This is a genomic window from Burkholderia sp. BCC1638 (assembly GCF_902833195.1).
In the GTDB taxonomy this organism is placed as follows: Bacteria; Pseudomonadota; Gammaproteobacteria; order Burkholderiales; family Burkholderiaceae; genus Burkholderia; species Burkholderia diffusa.
Genome location: NZ_CADFEC010000002.1, coordinates 98,217 through 118,888, shown reverse-complemented (window position 1 = coordinate 118,888; position 20,672 = coordinate 98,217). Strand labels below are relative to the sequence as shown.

Sequence of the window (20,672 nt, the reverse complement as noted above, 5' to 3'; positions counted from 1 at the left end):
GTAAAGTCGGCTCTCCCGCAGCAATGCCCGCATTCGAAGGAGAGCCGCATGTCCCGTTTCAGCTTCGTCCGCCGCGCCGCCGTCGCGCTGACCGCCTTTGCCGCGCTGGGCGCGGCGCACGCCGAATCGCGCGAAGTCGTGATCGCGTATCAGGACATGGTCGTGCCGTGGCGCTACGCGCAGGCGAGCGGTGAAGTCGAAAAGGCGACCGGCTACAAGGTCACGTTCCGCAAGCTCGACAGCGGCGCCGACGTGATCCGCGCGCTCGCGTCGGGCTCCGTGCAGCTCGGCGAGGCCGGGTCGAGCCCGATCGCGGCCGGCCTGTCGCAGGGGCTCGACATCTCGCTGTTCTGGGTGCTCGACAACATCAACGACGCCGAGGCGCTCGTCGCGCGCAACGGCTCCGGCGTGACCAGCGTCGCCGCGCTGAAGGGCAGGAAGATCGGCGTGCCGTTCGTGTCGACGTCGCATTTCCATACGCTCGTCGCGCTGCAGGCCGCCGGCGTGAATCCGAACGACGTGAAGATCGTCAACCTGCGTCCGCCCGAGGTCGCGGCCGCGTGGACGCGCGGCGACATCGACGCGACCTACATCTGGGATCCGGTGCTCGCGAAGGTCAAGCAGTCGGGCACCGTGCTGACGACGTCGGGCCAGGTCGCGAAGCAAAGCGGCAAGGCGACCTTCGACGGCTTCGTCGTGAGCCGCAAGTTCGCGCGCGAGAACCCCGAGTTCGTCGCGCGCTTCGTGAAGGTGCTTGCGTCCGCCGATGCCGACTACCGCGCGCATGCGGCCGCGTGGAAGGCCGGTTCGCCGCAGGTCGCGGCGGTCGCGAAGGTGTCGGGCGCGAACGTGCAGGACGTGCCCGCGAGCCTCGCGCTCTACGCGTTCCCGACGCCGGCCGAGCAGGCGTCGCCGACGTGGCTCGGCGGCGGTGCGCAGTCGGGTGCCGCGAAGTCGCTCGCGGCCACCGCCGCGTTCCTGAAATCGCAGGGCACGATCCAGACGGTGCTCGCCGACTACTCGGTCGGCGTCGATCCGCAGTTCGTGCAGAAGGCCGCGCGCTGAGCGCGGCGCATCAGGCGACTCAGGCCACTCATCGCGGAGCCCTTGATCATGAGCATGCTGGAAGTCCGTCAGGTATCGGTCGCCTATCCGGGCGAACGCGGTCGGCCGACGACGCAGGCGCTCGCGCGCGTCGACCTGCGCATCGATTCCGGTGAATTCGTCGTCGCGCTCGGCGCGTCCGGGTGCGGGAAGACGACGCTGCTGAACTGCATGGCCGGCTTCGTCGCGCCGACGACGGGCGACGTGCGCGTCGACGGCGTGCCGGTCGCGGGCCCCGGCGCCGATCGCGGCGTCGTGTTCCAGAAATATGCGTTGCTGCCTTGGCTCGACGTGCTCGAGAACGTCGCGCTCGGGCTGCGCTTCGCGCGCGTGTCGAAGGCGGAGCGCGAAGCGCGCGCGACGGAGATGCTCGCGCTCGTCGGCCTCGAGCGCCATGCGCATGCGCGCGTGTACGAACTGTCTGGCGGGATGCAGCAGCGCGTCGGCATCGCGCGTGCGCTCGCGAGCGATCCGCGCGTGCTGCTGATGGACGAGCCGATGGGCGCGCTCGACGCGATGACGCGCGGCACGATGCAGGCGCTCGTCCTCGACGTGTGGGCGCGCACGGGCAAGACGGTGTTCTTCATCACGCACGACGTCGAGGAGGCGCTGTTCCTCGCGACGCGTCTCGTCGTGATGACGCCCGGCCCCGGCCGCATCGCGGAAACCTTCGAGCTGCCGTTCGCGCGGCGCTACGTCGAATCGCGCGATGCGCGCGCGGTGAAGTCGTCGCCGGAATTCATCGCATGGCGCGAGCGGCTGATCGCGTATCTGCATCGCGACGAGGCGGTCGCGGAGGTCACGTGATGCACGAATTCGCGCGGCAGGGCGCGTCCGTCGGGCGCGGCCGGATCAGTACTTTGCACAGGCAGGACGACATGAGCACGCAGGATTCCTGGGCGGCCGACCGAGTGGCCGGGAGGGGCGAGCAGGACGAGCGCACGACGCGGCGCAAGGCGGCGCGGCCGTCGCGCCGCTACCGCTTGCCGGGCCAGGGCAAAACCGCGGGGCTCAGCGCGGCGACGGTCGCGGCGCTGGCCGTGCTGTGGTGGAGCGCAACGCATTGGCAGTGGTTGCCGCCGCTGTTCCTGCCCGCGCCGGAAGCGGTGTGGGCGGCATTCGTCGATGCGTGGCACGGCCGCATCCAGGGCGGCCTGCCGCTGTCCGAGCATCTGCTGTGGAGTGCCGCGCGCGTGTTCGGCGCATTCCTGCTCGCCACCGCGATCGGCGTGCCGGCCGGCGTCCTGATGGGCGTGAGCCGAGTCGCGCGCGGCGTGCTGGATCCGCTGCTGGAGTTCTACCGGCCGCTGCCGCCGCTGGCGTACCTGCCGCTCGTCGTGATCTGGTTCGGCATCGACGAGACGGCGAAGCTGGTTGTGATCTTCCTCGCGTGCTTCGCGCCGATCGCAATGGCCGCCCGCGCGGGCGTGCGCGCGGCGACGGTCGAGCAGATCAACGCCGCCTATTCGCTCGGCGGCAGCTTCGCGCAGATCGTGCGCCACGTCGTGCTGCCGGCCGCGCTGCCGGAAATCCTCACCGGCCTGCGGATCGCGATCGGGTTCGGCTGGACGACGCTCGTCGCGGCCGAGATGGTCGCCGCGACGGCCGGGCTCGGGCAGATGGTGCTCAATGCGTCGAGCTTCCTGCGCACCGATATCGTCGTGATGGGCATCCTGATCATCGGCGCGATCGCGTGGCTGTTCGATCTCGCGATGCGCTGGGTCGAGCGGCGGATCGTGCCGTGGAAAGGGCGCGGATGACACGCAGCAGGCGGCGCATTCACGCCGCCTCTGCCGGCCGCCTTCAATCCCCCATCGCGATCCCTTCCCGCCGCGGGTCGGCCCCGCCGAACCACACCGTCTGCCCCTGCACGTTCAGCCGCTGGATCCCCTGCAGTCCGGAATTCATCTCGACGACCTGCACGTCGTGCCCGCGTCCCTTCAGCCCGTCGACGAGCGCGTCCGACACGCGGCCGCGCTCGAGCTGCGTCGGCCCGTTCATCGACCCGATGTTCGGTAGCGCGATCGCCTGCTGCATCGTCATCCCCCAGTCCATCACGCCGATCAGCGTCTTCGCGACGTGGTTGATGATCGCGGGGCCGCCGGCCGAGCCGACGATCATCGTCACCTGCTTCGTCTTCTTGTCGAACACGAGTTCCGGCGCCATCGACGAGCTCGGCCGCTTGCCCGGCTGCACGCGGTTCGCGACGGGCCGGCCGTTCTCGCTCGCCACGAACGAGAAATCGGTGAGCTGGTTGTTCAGCATGAAGCCGCGGACCATCAGCCGCGAACCGAACGCGTCCTCGACGCTGGTCGTCATCGACAGCGCCTGGCCGTAGCGGTCGACGATCGCGATGTCGGACGTCGACGGCAATTCGGGGCTGCGGTCGTCGGCCAGCGCGAGCGTCGCGCCCTGCGGCGTGCCGGCTTGCGCGACGCCCATGCTCGTGTCGCCGATCAGGCGCGCGCGCTGCGCGAGATAGGTCCTGTCGGCGAGGCTCGCCCAGCTGCCGCCCGGCAGCGGCGCGAAATCGGGATCGGCGACGTAGCGCGCGCGGTCCGCATATGCGAGGCGCCCGGCTTCGCTGAACAGGTGCGCGGCGAACGGCGTCGGCTCGTAGCCGAGCTCGGTCCGCACCGGCTTCTGCGCGCCGATCTGCTGCCAGTCGGGCATCGCCTCGAGGATGCCGAGCATCTGCGCGACCGCGAGGCCGCCCGACGACGGCGGCGGCATCCCGCACACCACCGAGCGCCGGTAGTCGGTGCACAGCGGCGCACGCACCTTCGCCTTGTAGCGCGCGAGATCCTGCAGCGACAGCAGGCCCGGGTTGGTCGGGTGCTTGCGCACCTTCGCGACGATGTCGCGCGCGATCGCACCGGTGTAGAACGCATTCGCGCCGCGGTCGGCGACCTGGCGCAGCACGGTCGCGAGCGCGGGGTTCTTCAGCACCGTGCCGGCCGCCTTCGGCGTGCCGTCCTTGTTGTAGAAGTACGCGCGCGCGGCCGGGTCGTTCATCAGGTACTTGTCGTTCGCGATCAGCATCGCCAGGCGCGGGCTGATCGTGAAGCCGTGCTCGGCGAGCCGGATCGCGGGCTGGAACAGCCGGCGCCACGGCAGCTTGCCGTGCGCGCGGTGCGCGGCGTCGAGCATGCGCAGCACGCCCGGCGTGCCGACCGAACGCCCGCCGACGACACCTTCGTAGAAGCCCATCGGCTGGCCGGTCGGGCCGTAGAACAGGCGGTCGGTCGCGGCGGCCGGCGCGGTCTCGCGGCCGTCGTATGCCTGCGTCGTCTTGCCGTCGGCGTACAGCATGAACGCACCGCCGCCGAGCCCCGACGATTGCGGCTCGACGAGCGCGAGCACCATCTGCGTCGCGATCGCCGCGTCGATCGCGGTGCCGCCGGCCTTCAGCATGTCGTAGCCGGCCTGCGTCGCGAGCGGGTTCGCGGCCGCGATCATGAAGTGCTGCGAGGTCCAGCCCGGCTTGTCGGTCCAGCCGGACGAGCGTTCGGGCGCGTGGACGCCGGGCAGCGGCACCGCGGTGCCCGACGCGGCGGTGACCGGGACGACGGCGCCCGACGGCGCGGACGGGGACGTGCAGCCGGCGCTGAACGCGGCGAGCGCGACGAGCGCGAGCGCGGCGACGGGCGTCCAGGGACGCGAATACGGACGAATCCGGTCGAACATTGAACCCTCGGCAACGGTGAATTCGAAGGCGGCGGCGTATGCGCGGCACGCGCTCCGCACGGGCGGCGCGCTATTGTCGCCGCGCGGCCGGCGGGTTGTCACCCGACAGGAAACCCTGACGCATCCCGTCGGGCCCGCCCCGGCCGGTCTTCCCGGCCTGTTCGAGGATGAACTCTATGAACGTCGCGGTCGCGCGCGTGTGGTGCCGGTTCGGCATGTAGAGCATGTACATGTGCGTGCCGAAGATGCTGAGCCGGTACGCGTCGAGCGAGGTGACGACCGTGCCGCGCCGCATGTCGTCCTGCATCACGTAGTCGGGCACGATGCCGACGCCGATCCCGGCGAGGATCGCCTGGCGCAGGAACAGGAAGTTCTCCGAAATCAGCGTGGGTTCGAGCAGCACCTCGTGGCGTTCGTCGCCGAGATACGCGGCGATCCGCAACTGCCGCCCCAGCACCGTCGCGGTGACGACCGGCGCGGCGGCCAGCGCGCCGAGGCTCGCGGGCATCCCGTGCGCGGCCGCGAACGCGGGCGACGCGCACGCGACGTAGCGCACCGCGCCCATGTCGCGCGCGACGAGGTTCTGCGGCGGCTCGGACATCACGCGGATCGCGATGTCGACTTCGTCGCGCATCAGGTCCTCCACGCGATTCTCGAACACCACGTCGAGCACGATGCCCGGATGTAGCCGCTTGAACGCGAGCAGCCACTCGGACATCACCATCTGCCCGTAGCCGCTCGGCACCGACAGCCGTACGCGGCCCTGCAGGTCCTGGCCGAGCGTCGTCACCGATTCCTGCGCGGCGAGCAGTTCGTTGCGGATGCGCCGGCCGTGCTCGTACAGCTTCAGCCCGATCTCGGTCGGCTCGATGCGGCGCGTCGTGCGGCGCACGAGTTGCTGGCCGATCGAGCGTTCGAGCTGGTTCAGCCGGTAGCTGACGTTCGCGCGGCTCATCTTGAGCCGCTGCGCGGCCTTGCTCAGGTTGCCCGCATCGAGGATCTCGACGAGCAGCGTCAGCGCGTTCAGGTCCATGTCTTGTGTCTCCCGATCCGGCCCGCTTAAGGGCCGGAAACGGTCCGAAAGCATTCAATGTCAAGTCAGACTTGACAGCTTGTAAAGGCGCGCGGGAATTGTCAATGAATCTCGATCAATCGAGAATCGAGTCATGCCCGGCAACCACGCCGGATCGTTTCCCGCCGCGCGGCACCAGGCTCGGGAGCCGGCACCGCTCGCCGGCCCGACGACCGGTTCCGCCCGCGCGGCGCACCGCACTGGAGACACGATGAATTCACCCGCTTCCCCCGAACCTTCCGGCGCCGGCACCGTCACCGTCACGCGCGAACGGCGCGACAAGGTGCTCGTCGTCACGATCGACCATCCGCCCGTCAACGCGCTGTCCGCCGACGTGCGGCGCGGTCTCGCCGACGCGCTCGACGCCGCGCAGGCCGACGACGCGATTCGCGCGGTGCTGATCGTCGGCGCCGGCCGCAACTTCATCGCGGGCGCCGACATCCGCGAGTTCGGCAAGCCGCCGGTGCCGCCGTCGCTGCCGGACGTATGCGAGCGGATCGAATCGAGCGCGAAGCCGGTCGTGGTCGCGCTGCACGGCGCGACGCTCGGCGGCGGCCTCGAGGTCGCGCTCGCCGCGCATTACCGGCTCGCCGTGCCCGGCGCGAAGCTCGGCCTGCCCGAAGTCACGCTCGGCCTGCTGCCCGGCGCGGGCGGCACGCAGCGCACGCCGCGCCTGATCGGCGCGAAGGCCGCGCTCGACCTGATGCTGACGGGGCGTCACGCCAGCGCCGACGAAGCGCTCGCGCTCGGCCTCGTCGATCGCGTCGCGCACAGCGACGACACGCTCGCCGAAGGTCTCGCCTATGCGCAGGAACTCGTGTCGCTCGGCGCGCCGGCGCGGCGCACGCGCGATGCGCAGGGGCTCGCCGATCGCGCGGCCGCGCAGGCCGCGATCGACGCGGCGCGCGCCGAGCTGCCGAAGCAGTCGCGCGGCCTGTTCTCGCCGGCGAAGATCGTCGATGCGGTCGAGGCCGCGCTCACGCAGTCGTTCGACGCGGGGATGAAGCTCGAACGCAGCCTGTTCCTGCAATGCATCGACAGCCCGCAGCGCGCGGGCCTTGTGCACGCGTTCTTCGCGGAACGCGAGGCCGCGAAGGCACCCGAGGCGCGGCGCGCGAGCGCGCGTCCGGTCGAGCGGATCGGCGTGGTCGGCGGCGGCACGATGGGCGCGGGCATCGCGGTCGCGGCGCTCGACGCCGGACTGCCCGTGACGATGATCGAACGCGACGAAGCGTCGCTCGCGCGCGGCCGCGCGCATGTCGAGAAGGTGTACGACGGCCTCGTCGCGAAGGGGCGGATGACGCCGGCCGCGCACGCGGCGCGGCTCGCGCGCTTCAAGGGCAGCACGTCGTACGACGCGCTCGCGCAGGCCGACGTGGTGATCGAGGCCGTGTTCGAGGACATGGGCGTGAAGAAGGCGGTGTTCGCCGAACTCGCGCGCGTGTGCAAGCCGGGCGCGGTGCTCGCGACCAACACGTCGTATCTCGACATCGACGAGCTGGCTGCCAGCATCGACCGTTCGGCCGACGTGATCGGCCTGCATTTCTTCTCGCCGGCCAACGTGATGAAGCTGCTCGAGATCGTCGTGCCGGCGCGCGTGAGCGCGGACGTCGTCGCGACCGCGTTCGCGCTGGCGAAACAGATGAAGAAGACGCCGGTGCGCGCCGGCGTGTGCGACGGCTTCATCGGCAACCGGATCCTCGCGGTCTATCGCACCGCCGCCGACTACCTGATGGAAGACGGCGCATCGCCTTACCAGATCGACCGCGCGGTGCGCGAATTCGGTTTTCCGATGGGGCCGTTCCAGGTCGTCGACCTTGCGGGCGGCGACATCGGCTGGGCGACCCGCAAGCGCCGCGCGGCGACGCGCGACCCGCGCGCCCGCTACGTGGAAATTTCCGACCGGCTGTGCGAGCGCGGCTGGTTCGGGCAGAAGACCGCGCGCGGCTATTACCTGTATCCGGACGGCGCGCGCGTCGGCACGCCGGACCCGGAAGTCGAGGCGATCGTCGCCGACGAGCGCGCGAAGAAGGGCATCGCGCCGCGCACGTTCACCGACGACGAGATCATGCGCCGCTACCTCGCCGCGATGATCAACGAAGGCGCGAACGTCGTGCACGAGAGGATCGCGCTGCGCCCGCTCGACGTCGACGCGGTGTTCCTGTACGGCTACGGCTTCCCGCGCTATCGCGGCGGCCCGATGCACTACGCGGACACGGTCGGCCTCGCGAACGTGCTTGCCGACATCCGCGCGTTCGCGAAGGAGGATCCGCTGTTCTGGAAGCCTTCGCCGCTGATCGTCGAGCTGGTCGAGCGCGGCGCGGATTTCGCGAGCCTGAACCATATCGACTGAACGCCCACCGCATTCGCAACGGACTCACGATGGACCTCAATTTCACGCCCGAAGAGGAAGCGTTCCGCACCGAAGTGCAGCGCTTTCTCGCCGCCGAACTGCCCGCGCGCACCGCGCGCAAGGTGAAGAGCGGCCTGCATTTGACGCGCGACGACATGCGCGAATGGCACGCAATCCTGAATGCCCGCGGCTGGCTCGCGAGCCACTGGCCGCGCGAGTATGGCGGCCCCGGCTGGAGCGTCGCGCAGAAATTCCTGTTCGACAACGAATGCGCGCTCGCCGGCGCGCCGCGCATCGTCCCGTTCGGCGTCAACATGCTCGGGCCCGTGCTGATCAGGTACGGCGACGAAGCGCAGAAGCGCCACTGGCTGCCGCGCATTCTCGACGGCACCGACTGGTGGTGCCAGGGCTATTCGGAGCCGGGCGCCGGTTCCGATCTCGCGGCGGTGAAGACGAGCGCGGTGCGCGACGGCAATCACTACGTCGTGAACGGCCAGAAGACGTGGACCACGCTCGGCCACTACGCGAACATGATCTTCTGCCTCGTGCGCACCGCGACCGACGTGCGCAAGCAGGAGGGCATCAGCTTCCTGCTGATCGACATGGCCACGCCGGGTGTCGAAGTGCGCCCGATCATCACGCTCGACGGCGAGCACGAGGTGAACGAAGTGTTCTTCACCGACGTGCGCGTGCCCGTGGAGAACCTGGTCGGCGAAGAGAACCGCGGCTGGACCTACGCGAAATACCTGCTCACGTACGAGCGCACCAACATCGCCGGAATCGGCTTCTCGACGGCCGCGCTCGACCGGCTGCGCGCGGTCGCCGCGAAGGTGACGAAGAATGGCCGGCCGCTCGCGGACGATCCGTTCTTCGCGGCGCGCATCGCGCGCGTCGAGATCGAGCTCGAGAACATGCGCACGACCAACCTGCGCGTGCTGGCTGCGGTCGCGGGCGGCGGCGTGCCGGGCGCGGAAAGCTCGATGCTGAAGATCCGCGGCACGCAGATCCGCCAGGAAATCACCGCGCTGATGCGCCGCGCGATGGGGCCGTACGCGCAGCCGTTCGTCGAGGAGGCGCTCGACGCCGATCACGACGGCGAGCCGGTCGGCCCAGACGGGGCCGCGAGCGCCGCGCAGCAATACTTCAACAACCGCAAGCTGTCGATCTTCGGCGGCTCGAACGAGATCCAGAAGAACATCATCGCGAAGATGATGCTCGGGCTGTAACGAGGGACGCGACGATGGATTTCCAGCACACAGAAGACCGCCGGATGCTGGCGGACACGTTGAACCGCTTCATCGCCGAACAGTATGCGTTCCCGGTGCGCGACCGCATCGCGCAGTCGACCGACGGATTCGATCGCGCGATGTGGCGGCGCTTCGCCGAACTCGGAGCGGTCGGCGCGCTGTTTCCCGAAGCCGACGGCGGCTTCGGCGGCGCGGGTTTCGATATCGCCGTGGTGTTCGAATGCCTCGGGCGCGGGCTCGTCGTCGAGCCGTTCCTCGGCGCGCTGCTCGCGGGCCGCGCGCTGTCGCTCGCCGGCGGCGACGCGCATCGCGAACGGCTTGCCGCGCTGATCGACGGCAGCGCGAGCGCCGCGTTCGCGCACGACGAGCCGGGCTCGCACTACGAACTGACGACCGTGCGCACGCGCGCCGAGCGCGACGGCGACGGCTGGGTGCTGACGGGCGCGAAGGGCGTCGTCGACCAGGCCGCGCAGGCGGCATTCTTCGTCGTCAGCGCGCGCGTGTCCGGTCATGACGACGACGCGGCCGGCATCGGCCTGTTCGTCGTGCCGGCCGACGCGCCGGGCGTGTCGCTGCGCGACTACAGGAAGATCGACGGCGGCCGCGCGGCCGAAGTGCGTTTCGAGCGCGTCGTGTTGCCGGCCGATGCCGCGCTCGGCGCGCCGGATGCTCTGGACGGAGATGCCGGCGCCGCGCTGCTCGAACGCGTGCTCGGCTACGGGCTGCTGGCGCTGTCGGCGGAGGCGCTCGGCGCGATGGACGTCGCGAAGGACGCGACGCTCGAATACCTGCGCACGCGCAAGCAGTTCGGGCTGCCGATCGGCAGCTTCCAGGCGCTGCAGCACCGGATGGCCGACCTGCTGCTCGAAGTCGAGCAGGCGCGCTCGGCGGTGATCAACGCGGCCGCGCAGCTCGATGCGCCGCGCGCGGTGCGCGAGCGCGCGCTCGCGGCGGCGAAATACAGCATCGGCCGGATCGGCACGCTCGTCGCCGAGGAAAGCATCCAGCTGCACGGCGGGATCGGGATGACGTGGGAGCTGCCGCTGTCGCATTACGCGAAGCGGCTCGTGATGATCGATCACCAGCTCGGCGACGAGGATCATCATCTCGCGCGCTACATCGCGCTGTCGAAACAGTAAAGGCATGCGACGCGAATGGAGGAGACAAGGATGACGAACGATCCGCGCGCATTGCCGCTGGCCGGCGTAAAGGTGCTCGATTTCTCGCGCGTGCTCGCGGGCCCGTGGAGCGCGATGGTGCTCGCCGATTTCGGCGCGGACGTGATCAAGGTCGAGCATCCGGTGCGCGGCGACGACACGCGCGACTGGGGACTGCGGATCGGCGAGACCGAGACCACGTATTTCAACAGCGTGAACCGCAGCAAGCGGTCGATCTGCGTCGACCTGCAGACGGAGGACGGGCAGCGCATCGCGCGCGAGCTGGCCGCGCAGGCCGACGTGCTGATCCACAACTTCAAGTTCGGCGGTGCGGAGAAACTCGGCCTCGGCTACGACGCGCTGGCCGAACTGAATCCGCGGCTCGTGCATTGCGCGATTTCCGGCTATGACCGCTCGGGCCCGGAGGCCGCGCGGCCCGGCTACGACCTCGTCGTGCAGGGCGAGGCCGGGCTGATGGCGCTGAACGGCGAGGCCGGCCAGCCGCCGCTGAAGTTCGGCGTCGCGGCGGTCGACCTGTTCACCGGCATGTATTCGGCGCAGGCGATCCTCGCCGCGCTGTACGAGCGCCACGCGACGGGGCGCGGACGGCGCATCGAGATGGCGCTGTTCGACTGCGGGCTGATGATCACCGCGTACTACGGGCTCGACGCGCTGCTGATGGGCGAGGATCCGCCGCGCTACGGCAACGCGCATCCGTCGATCGTGCCGTACGGCGTGTTCGATGCGGCCGACGGTCCGCTCGTGATCACGGTCGGTAACAACACGCAGTTCGCACGTTTCTGCGATGCGATCGAGCGGCCCGATCTCGCCGCGGACGACCGCTACAGGACCAACCTCGGCCGCTCCGAAAACCGCGCCGCGCTGCTGCCGGAGATTCGCGGCGAACTCGCGCGGCGGCCGCGCGCGATGCTGCTCGCGGCACTCGCCGATGCGGGCATTCCGTGCGGTGAAGTGCTCGGGCTGCACGACGCGCTGACGTCGGAGCGCGCGACCCGCGCGGGGCTCGTCACGCGGCAGCCGCATCCGGTCGCGGGCGGCGTCGACGTGCTCGCGCCGCCGTATCGCTTCGACGGCGCGCGCCTGCCGGTGCGCGGTGCGCCGCCGGTGCTCGGCGCCGATACGGACGACGTGCTCGGTCGCTGGCTCGGGCTGTCGCCGGACGATCTGGCGCGGCTGCGTGCGGATCGCGTCGTGTAGCGCGTTTCATGTATTGCCGCCGCGGCGCGGGCGGAGCAGTCGACGCGCGCCGACCATCCATAAGACACGCCTCGCGAACGACGAGGGGACATCGGAGACACCATGGAGCATTCCGTCATCGAATCGGTCACGGCGCGCCGTGACTACCAGCAGCTCGTGCGTGCGCGACGCCGCTTCAGCTTCACGCTGACGGCGCTGATGATCGCCACCTACTACGGCTTCATCCTGCTGGTCGCGCTCGCGCCGCGCGTGCTGGCCACGCCGCTGTACCGCGGCGCGACGACCACGGTCGGGATCGTCGCGGGCGTCGCGATCATCCTGGTCGCGATCGGCCTGACCGCGTGCTACGTGCTGCGCGCGAACCGTGCGTTCGACCGCCGCGTCGACGCGATCCTGCAACGTTCGTGACGGAGGCCGACATGCGACGCATCTCGCGCGCGCTCGGCGCGCTGGCCGTTCTCGTTTTCTCCACCCCCGCCGCGCGCGCGAGCGCCGTCGCGGGGCCGATGCCCGACAAGGTCGAACTGAACCCGGTCGCGATCGCGATGTTCTTCGCGTTCGTGTTCGCGACGCTCGCGCTCACGCGCTGGGCCGCGCGCCGCACGCGCTCGACACGCGACTTCTACACGGCCGGCGGCGGCATCACCGGGCTGCAGAACGGGCTCGCGATCGCGGGCGACTACATGTCGGCCGCGTCGTTCCTCGGGCTGTCGGGGATGGTGTTCATGTTCGGCTTCGACGGGTTGATCTACTCGATCGGCTTCCTGGTCGGCTGGCCGTTCGTGATGTTCCTGATCGCCGAGCCGCTGCGCAACCTCGGCAAGTTCACGTTCGTCGACGTCGTCGCGTACCGCTTCGCGCAGCGGCCGATCCGGCTGCTGACGTCCGCGAACGCGCTGACGATCGTCGTGCTGTACCTGGTCGTGCAGATGGTTGGCGCGGGCAAGCTGATCCAGTTGCTGTTCGGGCTGTCGTACGGCACGGCCGAGCTGATCGTCGGCGTGCTGATGGTCGTGTACGTGTTCTTCGGCGGGATGACCGCGACCACCTGGGTGCAGGTGATCAAGGCCGTGCTGCTGCTGTGCGGCGCGACGCTGCTCGCGTTGCTCGCGCTCGGCGAATTCGGCTTCAGCGTCGACGAGATGTTCCGCCGCGCGGTGGCCGTGCATCCGGGCGCGCTGTCGATCATGGGGCCCGGAAAGCTGATCCGCGATCCGGCCAACGCGCTGTCGCTCGGCATCGCGCTGATGTTCGGCACGGCCGGCTTCCCGCACATCCTGATGCGCTTCTTCACGGTGCCGAACGCGAAGGAGGCGCGCAAGTCGGTGCTCTACGCGACCGGCTTCATCGGCTACTTCTACCTGCTCACGTTCGTGATCGGCTTCTCGGCGATCGTGCTGCTCGCGCAGCATCCGGAATTCTTCCGGCTCGGCGCGAACGGCACCTTCAACCTGACGCACGACCTGCTCGGCGGCTCGAATATGGTCGCCGTGAAGCTCGCGCAGGCGGTCGGCGGCAACTGGTTCTACGGCTTCATCGCGGCCGTCACGTTCGCGACGATCCTCGCGGTGGTCGCCGGGCTGACGCTCGCCGGCGCGACCACGATCTCGCACGACCTGTATGCGCAGATGTGGGCGCGCGGCAAGCCCGACGAGCGGCTGGAGATGCGCATCTCGCGCGCGGCGACGATCGGGCTGTCCGCGATCGCGATCGCGCTGTCGATCCTGTTCGAGCACGTGAACGTCGCGTTCATGGTCGGCCTCGTCGCGGCGGTGGCCGCCAGCGCGAATTTCCCGGTGCTCGCGATGTCGATCTTCTGGCGCGGGATGACGACGCGCGGCGCGGTGCTCGGCGGCGGCCTGGGCCTCGCGTCGGCGGTGGCGCTCACGGTGCTGTCGAAGTCGGTGTGGGTCGACGTGCTGCATCACGCGCATGCGCCGGTGTTCCTCGACAACCCGGCGCTCGTGTCGGTGCCGCTCGCGTTCGTCGGGATCGTCGTCGGCTCGCTCGCGGACCGCGGCGAGCGCGCGCGGCGCGAGCGCGAAGCCTTCGCGCGGCAGGAGTTCTACGCGCAGACGGGCGTGCTGGCCGGTGAGGCCGTGCAGCATTGATTCGTCGGATGAAACGATCCCTCCGTCCGGATCGCCGGACGGATATTTTCAGGAAATCCGGAATCCCGGATTTCCTTGCCTGCCGCATTATGAGAAATACAATGAAAACAATGGCTTGAGGGGTTCCGGAAACCTGGCATCGACCTTGCGATATGAAAAGCACGGCCATCCCCCCGGCCTGACTATTAAACCAAGGAGACAATCGATGACCACTGCCTTCCACTCCCTCCGGACGTTCTGAGGCATCGCTTGTTGCGGCACGGCAGCCGCGCGGGCGAATGGCCCTTCCCCTGACATTCGTCCGCGCGCGTGACGCCGTTTCCACCGGCTCATCTACTTCAGCAGGAACCATCGTGAAGAAGAAACCCTTCTACAAAGTGCTCTACGTGCAGGTGATCTTCGCCATCATCGTCGGCGTGATCCTCGGCCACTTCTACCCGGCGCTCGCCACCGACATGAAACCGCTCGGCGACGGCTTCATCAAGCTGATCAAGATGGTGATCGGACCGATCATCTTCTGTACGGTCGTCACCGGCATCGCCGGCATGGAGGACATGAAGAAGGTCGGCCGCGTCGGCGGCAAGGCGTTGCTGTACTTCGAGATCGTGTCGACCTTCGCGCTGCTGCTCGGCCTCGCGGCCACGCACATCCTGCGTCCGGGCGTCGGCTTCAACATCGATCCGGCGACGCTGAACGGCAAGGAAGTCGCATCGTACGCGGCGAAGGCGCACGGGCAGTCGACGGTCGACTTCCTGATGCACATCATCCCGAACACGATGGTCGATGCGTTCGCGCAGGGCGAAATCCTGCAGATCCTGCTGATCGCGCTGCTGTTCGGCAGCGTGCTCGCGCACCTCGGCGAGCGCGGCAAGGTCGTGACCGACTTCATCGACGGCCTCACGCGCGTGCTGTTCGGCATCGTGCACATCGTCACGAAGCTGGCGCCGATCGGCGCGTTCGGCGCGATGGCGTTCACGATCGGCAAGTACGGCGTCGGCTCGCTGGTGCCGCTGCTCAAGCTGATCGGCACGTTCTACCTGACCTCGGTCGTGTTCGTGCTGGTCGTGCTCGGCGCGATCGCACGCGCCACGGGCTTCTCGATCATCCGCTTCGTGTCGTACATCAAGGAAGAGCTGCTGATCGTGCTCGGCACGAGCTCGTCGGAAGCGGCGCTGCCGCAGCTGATGGAAAAGCTGGAGAAGGCCGGCTGCTCGCGCTCGGTGGTTGGCCTCGTCGTGCCGACCGGCTACTCGTTCAACCTCGACGGCACCAACATCTACATGACGATGGCCGTGCTGTTCATCGCGCAGGCGACCAACATCGAACTGACGTGGATGCAGCAGCTCACGCTGCTCGCGGTCGCGATGCTGACGTCGAAGGGCGCGAGCGGCGTCACGGGCGCGGGCTTCATCACGCTGGCCGCGACGCTCGCCGTCGTGCCGACGATCCCGCTGTCGGGCATGGTGCTGATCCTCGGCATCGACCGCTTCATGAGCGAATGTCGCGCGCTGACCAACATCATCGGCAACGGCGTCGCGACCGTCGTCGTGTCGGCCTGGGAAAAGGAACTCGACCGCAACAAGCTGCGCCAGGCGCTGAAGGGCGGCGGCGAGGTCACGACGACCGAGACGGCCGGCGTCTGACGTCATGAAGGAGCAGGCGGCGGCACCGCCCGCGGGCGGCGCGCCGCGCGGCGGCCCGGGCGGCGATGCGGAGCCCTATGACACAATAGGCGATCCGCATCGCCAGGAAGTCACGTCCGTGAAGCGCCGCCTGCTCATCCTCGTCGTGCTTGCCGCCGCGCTCGCGGCGGCGTGCGCGCTGACGTGGACCGTCACGTGGCGGCGCGGCGTCGCCGAGCTGCAGCGCAACGCCGCGGTGCGCGTCGACCGCACCACCAACGCGCTCAAGAGCACGCTCGACCGCTACGAGTCGCTGCCTTATCTGCTCGGCAGCCACCCGTACGTGCTGGACCTGCTCGCCGAGCCGAAGCGCGCCGATTTCACCGCGCGCGCGAACCGTTATCTCGAAGACCTCAACGAACACGCCCATGCGACCGTCACCTACGTGATCGGTGCGGACGGCCTGTGCGTCGCCGCCAGCAACTGGCGCGCGCCCGACAGCTTCGTCGGGACCGGATACCAGTTTCGTCCGTATTTCATCGATGCGATGGGCGGCCAGGTCGGCCGCTTCTTCGGGATCGGCACGATCTCGCGCGATCCCGGCTACTACATCTCGCAGCCGGTGTGGCGCGACGGCAGGATCGCGGGCGTCGTCGTCGTGAAGCTCAATCTCGAATGGTTCCAGGGCGCCGACGCGTCCGAGCCGCTCGTCGTCGCGGACGATCACGGCGTGGTGTTCCTGTCGTCCGTGCCCGCGTGGAAATATCACACGCTGCATCCGTTGACGGGGCCCGTCGCCGCGTCGATCTACGAGACGCGCCAGTACGCGCAGCAGCCCGTCACGCCGCTGCCGCTGCGCGTCGAGCAGGTGCTCGACGCCGACGCGGAGATCGTGCGCCTCGGTCCCGGCCTGCGCGCGCCGCGCTTCCTCGCGAGCAAGCGGCGGATCGGCGAACCTGACTGGCTGCTGGTGACGCTCGCGCCGATCGCGCCCATCGACGCCGACGCGCGCAACGCGACGATCGTCACCGGCTTCGGCTTCGTGTCGGTCGCGCTGCTCGCGTTCTACTGGCGCATGCGCCGCGCACGCGTGCGCGAGATGATCCGCGGCCGCGCATTGCTGCAGCAGGCGTATGCGGAGCTGAACCGGCGCGTCGAGGAGCGCACGGCCGACCTGTCGGAGGCGAACGAGCAATTGCAGAAGGAGGTCGGCGACCGGATCCGCGCGGAACAGGAATTGCGCGCCGCGCACGACGAACTGATCCAGGCGAGCAAGCTCGCCGCGCTCGGCCAGATGGCGGCCGGCATCACGCATGAACTGAACCAGCCGCTTGCGGCGCTGCGCAGCTTCTCGGACAACACGCGCGTGCTGCTCGATCGCGGCGAGCAGGCGGCCGCGCGCGAGAACCTCGAGGCGATCGCCGCGCTGACCGAACGGATGGGCAAGATCACCAATCAGCTGAAGCTGTTCGTCGGCCGCGCGAAGCCGCGCAACGAACGGGCGCTCGTCGTGCGCGCGCTGCGCAGCGTGCTGTCGCTGCTCGGCGACCGGTTGCGCGGCGTCGCACTCACGCTGACGCTGCAGGATGCGACCGTGTCGCCCGCGCAGGATGCCCCGCTCGACCTCGCGTGCGACTATCCGGAACTCGTCGCCCGCTGCGAGGACCTGCGCCTCGAACAGGTGCTGATCAACCTGATCGGCAACGCGCTCGACGCGGTCGCGGGCGTCGCGGCACCGGCGATCGAAGTGACGATCGCGGTGTCGGTCGCGACGCTCGCGATCGAGGTGCGCGACAACGGCTCCGGCATCGCGCCCGACTTGCTGCCGCGCCTGTTCGAACCGTTCTTCACGACCAAGGAAATGGGGCGCGGGCTCGGACTGGGCCTCGCGATCTCGTCGTCGATCGCGAGCGATGCGGGCGGTGCGCTGACCGCGCGCAATGCACCGTCCGGCGGCGCGCTGTTCGTCTTGACGCTGCGGCGCGCGCGCACGCATCATCCGGACTCGGTGTCCGAACCGGCGGGCTCGCACTAGTGCCGACCGGCATCAACGAGGGCCGCGCGCACCAGCGCCGCGCGGCCTGTCAGGAGCAAGTGACCAAGATGGCCAACCGGCTGCAAGTGATCTATATCGAAGACGATGCGCTCGTTCGCCGGGCGAGCGTGCAGAGCCTCCAGCTCGCGGGGTTCGACGTCGTCGGGTTCGAATCGGCCGAGGCGGCCGACAAGGCGATCGTCGCGGAAACCGCCGGCGCGATCGTCAGCGACATCCGGCTGCCCGGCGCGAGCGGGCTCGACCTGCTCGCGCAGTGCCGCGAGCGCGTGCCCGACGTGCCGGTGATCCTCGTCACCGGCCACGGCGACATCTCGATGGCCGTGCAGGCGATGCGCGACGGCGCGTACGACTTCATCGAGAAGCCGTTCGCGGCCGAGCGGCTGATCGAGACCGTGCGCCGCGCGCTCGAGCGGCGCGAGCTGGTGCTCGAGAACCATGCGCTGCGGCGCGAGCTGGCCGGGCAGAACATCGTCGCGCCGCGCATCATCGGCCGCAGCCCGGCGATCGAACAGGTGCGCAAGCTGATTGCGAACGTCGCGCCCACCGACGCATCGGTGCTGATCAACGGCGACACGGGCGCCGGCAAGGAGCTGATCGCGCGCAGCCTGCACGAGCTGTCGCCGCGTCGCGACAAGCCGTTCATCGCGGTGAACTGCGGCGCGCTGCCCGAGCCGATGTTCGAGTCCGAGATGTTCGGCTACGAGCCCGGCGCGTTCACCGGTGCCGCGAAGCGCCGCGTCGGCAAGCTCGAATACGCATCCGGCGGCACGCTGTTCCTCGACGAAATCGAAAGCATGCCGCTCGCGCTGCAGGTGAAGCTCTTGCGCGTGCTGCAGGACGGCGTGCTCGAACGGCTCGGCTCGAACCAGCCGATCCGCGTGAACTGCCGCGTCGTCGCGGCCGCGAAGGGCGACATGAGCGAACTCGTCGCGGCCGGCACGTTCCGGCGCGACCTGCTGTATCGGCTCAACGTCGTGACGATCGCGCTGCCGCCGCTCGCCGAGCGCCGCGAGGACATCGTGCCGCTGTTCGAGCACTTCATGCTCGACGCGGCCGTGCGCTACGGGCGGCCGGCTCCCGTGCTGACCGACCGGCAACGCGCGAGCCTGATGCAGCGCGACTGGCCCGGCAACGTGCGCGAGCTGCGCAACGCGGCCGACCGCTTCGTGCTCGGCGTCGCCGACATGCCGCAGGAAGCCGGCGCGGGCGGCGACGATGCGGAGAGCGACCAGACGCTGAAGGAGCGCATCGAGCAATTCGAGCGCGCGGTGATCGCCGAGGCGCTGAATCAGACGGGCGGCGCGGTCGCCGCGACGGCCGACCGGCTGCATGTCGGCAAGGCGACGCTGTACGAGAAGATGAAGCGCTACGGGCTGTCGGCGAAAGGCGAAACCGAGCGCTGAAAAAGAGACGGACCGCGGAACCGGGCTGGCCGGTCGGGCGGTCCGTGGTGCGGAGCAGGGCGCGATGGGCGGCCCTGCGAGTCTTGTCGTGCGGCGCTCAGGCCGCGTTGCCGTCGAGTGCCTTCTTGAGCAGCGCGTCGAGTTCCGCGAACTGCGGGGCGCCGACGTAGCGCTTCAGGATCTTGCCGTCCTTGTCGACGACGAAGGTCGTCGGCGTGAGCTGCACGTTGCCGAACTGCTTCGCGACGCTGCCGTCGTCGAGCGCGACCTTGAACGGCAGCTGACGCGTCTGCGCGTAGTTCGCGACGTACATCGGCGGATCGTAGTTCATCGCGACCGCGACGAATTCCAGCCCCTGGCCCTTGAAGCGATTGTAGGTATCGACCATCTGCGGCATTTCCTGCATGCAGGTCGCGCAGCTCGTCGCCCAGAAATTCACGAGGTAGACCTTGCCCTTCAGGTCGCCGGCCGTCGACACCTTCTGGCCCGACAGCAGCGTGAACGTGGCGTCCGGCACGGTGGACTTGCCGTTGAACGCGAAGAATCCGGCAACGGCGATGGCCGCGACGACGACGGCCGCGACGATATAGCGGACGGGGCTGGTGCGGCGCTGGGCGGGAGGCGTGGTGTTCATCTGCGGTGCTCTCGGAGTCGGTCGATGACGCGGATCGATGCAAAGGACGTCGAAATTCGGCGCTCATTTTAGCGCGAATGCGGCGCGTGCACCGGCGGCCGCCACGCATACCGGGCGCCGGCTTCGGCGGATAATGGGCGTTTTTGCCTGTCCCCATCACTGCCATGCCGAAGGAAGTTCTCCATTCGTTGCGCCCCCTTTTTCGTCCGCTGCGACACTTCGCCGCGCTCGCATGCGTGAGCGCGGCGCTGGCCGCGTGCTCGCCATCGTATGACTGGCGCACGCTGCACAACGACGCCGGCTACACGATCGACCTGCCGGCGAAGCCGACCGTCGAGGATCAGCCGGTGGCGGTCGGCGGCGCGCCGATGCCGATGCGGATGCAGGCCGCGCACGTCGACGGCGCGGTGTTCGCGGTCGGCACGCTGACGCTGCCCGACGACCGCGACGATACGCGCCGCGCGGCGCTCGAGTTCCTGCGGTCCGGGTTGTCGCGCAATCTCGAAGGCGTGCCGCAGACGGCCTCGGTGCCGGTGCCGCTCGCGTCCGGCGGCGCGGTGAACGGGCTCGAACTGCGCGTCGCGGGCGCGGCCAGCGGCGGCGACCATTCGCACAAGACGATCGTCGCGCGGCTCGTGGCGCGGGGCCGGCACGCGTACCAGGCCGTCGCGATCGCCGACCGGCCGCTCGCGCAGGAGCAGCTCGACCAGTTTTTCGGTTCGTTCAAACTCGACTGACAGCGGCCGGCGAGGGCGCTTGGACGCTTCGTGACAATTGAAAGTTCATTCGCAGCTTTCGACGCTAATCGCCGGATTTTGCGGGGATTTTTCGACTATCCACAGTGCATGTGGATAACTTTGTTGAAAAGTTGAGCGAATCTCCCGCAAAGCCGCGCCGGACGGCCTTTCGGCGCATTTCACAGCTCACGCTCGCTTTGAGAAAAATCAATAAAAACAAAGAGATACGAATTTTGCGATGAAAGGGCGCCCATGCAGGGTGATCCGGGGC

General features: G+C 69.2%; 16 protein-coding genes. 13 read left to right on the top strand and 3 right to left on the bottom strand.

What is annotated here, in order from left to right; translation table 11 throughout:
- Window positions 1-48 precede the first annotated feature (48 nt).
- From tauA to HWX22_RS02350, 3 genes are read left to right on the top strand one after another with little or no spacing between them, the layout of a single operon-like run.
- Window positions 49-1,065, top strand: a complete 1,017-nt coding sequence (tauA, locus tag HWX22_RS02360; protein ID WP_175909268.1) for a taurine ABC transporter substrate-binding protein — start codon at window positions 49-51, stop codon at window positions 1,063-1,065.
- 48 nt (window positions 1,066-1,113) lie between these two features.
- The gene (locus HWX22_RS02355; protein WP_175909270.1) at window positions 1,114-1,911 is read left to right on the top strand and encodes an ATP-binding cassette domain-containing protein; all 798 of its coding nucleotides are present in this window, start codon (window positions 1,114-1,116) and stop codon (window positions 1,909-1,911) included.
- The gene (locus HWX22_RS02350; protein WP_059819841.1) at window positions 1,911-2,864 is read left to right on the top strand and encodes an ABC transporter permease subunit; all 954 of its coding nucleotides are present in this window, start codon (window positions 1,911-1,913) and stop codon (window positions 2,862-2,864) included. The genes HWX22_RS02355 and HWX22_RS02350 overlap by 1 nt, the downstream gene beginning before the upstream one ends.
- 43 nt (window positions 2,865-2,907) lie before the next feature.
- Here the strand turns inward: HWX22_RS02350 and ggt are convergent, their stop codons facing one another.
- Together ggt and HWX22_RS02340 are read right to left on the bottom strand one after the other, a co-directional pair.
- Window positions 2,908-4,791: a gamma-glutamyltransferase gene (ggt, locus tag HWX22_RS02345; RefSeq protein WP_175914985.1), complete on the bottom strand. Its 1,884-nt coding sequence runs from the start codon at window positions 4,789-4,791 to the stop codon at window positions 2,908-2,910.
- Between the two features lie 70 nt (window positions 4,792-4,861).
- Complete coding sequence (locus tag HWX22_RS02340) at window positions 4,862-5,824, bottom strand: LysR family transcriptional regulator (RefSeq protein ID WP_059691426.1); 963 nt, start codon at window positions 5,822-5,824, stop codon at window positions 4,862-4,864.
- A gap of 250 nt (window positions 5,825-6,074) precedes the next feature.
- Between HWX22_RS02340 and HWX22_RS02335 the strand changes: the two genes are divergently transcribed.
- The 9 genes from HWX22_RS02335 (at window position 6,075) to HWX22_RS02295 (ending at window position 19,030) form a co-directional block, all read left to right on the top strand.
- Window positions 6,075-8,216, top strand: a complete 2,142-nt coding sequence (locus HWX22_RS02335; protein WP_175914984.1) for a 3-hydroxyacyl-CoA dehydrogenase NAD-binding domain-containing protein — start codon at window positions 6,075-6,077, stop codon at window positions 8,214-8,216.
- A gap of 29 nt (window positions 8,217-8,245) precedes the next feature.
- The gene (locus HWX22_RS02330) at window positions 8,246-9,442 is read left to right on the top strand and encodes an acyl-CoA dehydrogenase family protein (protein ID WP_175909276.1); all 1,197 of its coding nucleotides are present in this window, start codon (window positions 8,246-8,248) and stop codon (window positions 9,440-9,442) included.
- A gap of 14 nt (window positions 9,443-9,456) precedes the next feature.
- Window positions 9,457-10,602 (top strand): acyl-CoA dehydrogenase family protein, encoded by a 1,146-nt coding sequence (locus HWX22_RS02325; RefSeq protein ID WP_175914983.1) that lies wholly within the window; start codon window positions 9,457-9,459, stop codon window positions 10,600-10,602.
- A 30-nt stretch (window positions 10,603-10,632) separates the two neighbouring features.
- Window positions 10,633-11,838, top strand: coding sequence for a CaiB/BaiF CoA-transferase family protein (locus HWX22_RS02320; protein ID WP_175914982.1), 1,206 nt, complete (start codon window positions 10,633-10,635; stop codon window positions 11,836-11,838).
- 102 nt (window positions 11,839-11,940) lie between these two features.
- Window positions 11,941-12,246, top strand: a complete 306-nt coding sequence (locus HWX22_RS02315; protein WP_175909282.1) for a DUF485 domain-containing protein — start codon at window positions 11,941-11,943, stop codon at window positions 12,244-12,246.
- Between the two features lie 11 nt (window positions 12,247-12,257).
- Window positions 12,258-13,949 carry a cation/acetate symporter ActP gene (actP, locus tag HWX22_RS02310; protein ID WP_175914981.1) on the top strand — a complete coding sequence of 564 codons (1,692 nt, stop codon included), beginning with the start codon at window positions 12,258-12,260 and terminating at the stop codon, window positions 13,947-13,949.
- Window positions 13,950-14,302: 353 nt separating this feature from the next.
- Window positions 14,303-15,592 carry a dicarboxylate/amino acid:cation symporter gene (locus HWX22_RS02305; protein ID WP_059526276.1) on the top strand — a complete coding sequence of 430 codons (1,290 nt, stop codon included), beginning with the start codon at window positions 14,303-14,305 and terminating at the stop codon, window positions 15,590-15,592.
- Between the two features lie 4 nt (window positions 15,593-15,596).
- Window positions 15,597-17,606 carry an ATP-binding protein gene (locus HWX22_RS02300; protein WP_175914980.1) on the top strand — a complete coding sequence of 670 codons (2,010 nt, stop codon included), beginning with the start codon at window positions 15,597-15,599 and terminating at the stop codon, window positions 17,604-17,606.
- Between the two features lie 68 nt (window positions 17,607-17,674).
- Window positions 17,675-19,030, top strand: coding sequence for a sigma-54 dependent transcriptional regulator (locus HWX22_RS02295; RefSeq protein WP_059465914.1), 1,356 nt, complete (start codon window positions 17,675-17,677; stop codon window positions 19,028-19,030).
- A 97-nt stretch (window positions 19,031-19,127) separates the two neighbouring features.
- Here HWX22_RS02295 and HWX22_RS02290 read toward each other — a convergent pair whose 3' ends face one another.
- Entirely contained in the window at window positions 19,128-19,664 is a 537-nt protein-coding gene (locus tag HWX22_RS02290) for a TlpA disulfide reductase family protein (RefSeq protein WP_059819835.1), read from the bottom strand.
- Window positions 19,665-19,828: 164 nt separating this feature from the next.
- Between HWX22_RS02290 and HWX22_RS02285 the strand changes: the two genes are divergently transcribed.
- Window positions 19,829-20,401: a hypothetical protein gene (locus HWX22_RS02285; protein WP_175914979.1), complete on the top strand. Its 573-nt coding sequence runs from the start codon at window positions 19,829-19,831 to the stop codon at window positions 20,399-20,401.
- The last annotated feature ends 271 nt before the right edge of the window (window positions 20,402-20,672 follow it).